The sequence below is a fragment of the Candidatus Poribacteria bacterium genome (genome assembly GCA_021295715.1).
GTDB lineage: Bacteria > Poribacteria > WGA-4E > WGA-4E > WGA-3G > WGA-3G.
In genome coordinates this window covers 1-778 of the sequence record JAGWBV010000115.1, presented here as the reverse complement: position 1 = coordinate 778, position 778 = coordinate 1, and the positions used below count along the sequence as shown (strand labels likewise).

Annotated in this window: 1 protein-coding gene; it reads left to right on the top strand. The window is 52.7% G+C overall.

The genetic code is table 11. The features are described 5' to 3' along the window. A partial coding sequence (locus tag J4G07_20540; protein MCE2416375.1) for a tetratricopeptide repeat protein occupies positions 1-709 on the top strand: 709 nt, incomplete at its 5' end. Positions 710-778: the final 69 nt, after the last annotated feature.

Genomic DNA, 778 nt, shown 5'->3' with positions numbered 1-778 from the left:
GTGGCATCCTGTTGTCGTTCCGCCTCATGTCAAAGAACGCATTGAGGAACGCATTGAGGTAGAAGCCCGCCCGCAGGAAGCCGGCCGTATCTCCGGTAATCAATACTATCAAACAAACAGCGCGTACCGCGAAGACGAGTATCGGATTTATGTCGAGGAACTGGGGCGCATTCCGACAATACGCAAGTTCCGCAATTCGATTCATCGCAAGAAAGCTGAAGCTGATTTGGAGCAAGCCTACATGGACAACCCCGATGATTTTCAGACGCTACTGACATGGGTGGTTTATGGAGGCGGAGGCCCCATGGTGAATCCGTTTTATGGCAAGAAAAAGAAAGATGCCTATCGCCGGTTATATGAAATGGATCCCACCCATCCCTACGTCTTACACCACTTGGCAATAGCACTCTATTCGACCGATCCCCAAGAGGCCCTCGGCTATGCGCTGGCGGCACAACACCTTGAACCTCACTACATTCCGCGCGGCGTAGACGGACTCTGTTATGCGCAACTCGGCGACTACGAAAAAGCCCTTGCGGCGTTCAAACGCGCACACGCTGCGGCACCTGAATGGCTGAAACCGGCAACGATCAAACGAGTCAACCGCATTCAACAGATCACCAGGAGTGAGAAACTCCTATCTATTTGTCAAAAAGCGCGAGAAGCAGGGGAACCTGTGATGTGGCCCCAGTTGCTCGTCCGCCATTAGTCCGGCACGCAAAGGAGTCTCGCGATGCAGAGAGAAAATAAACGCGTTTTGGCTGCGATTCTTCTGTTG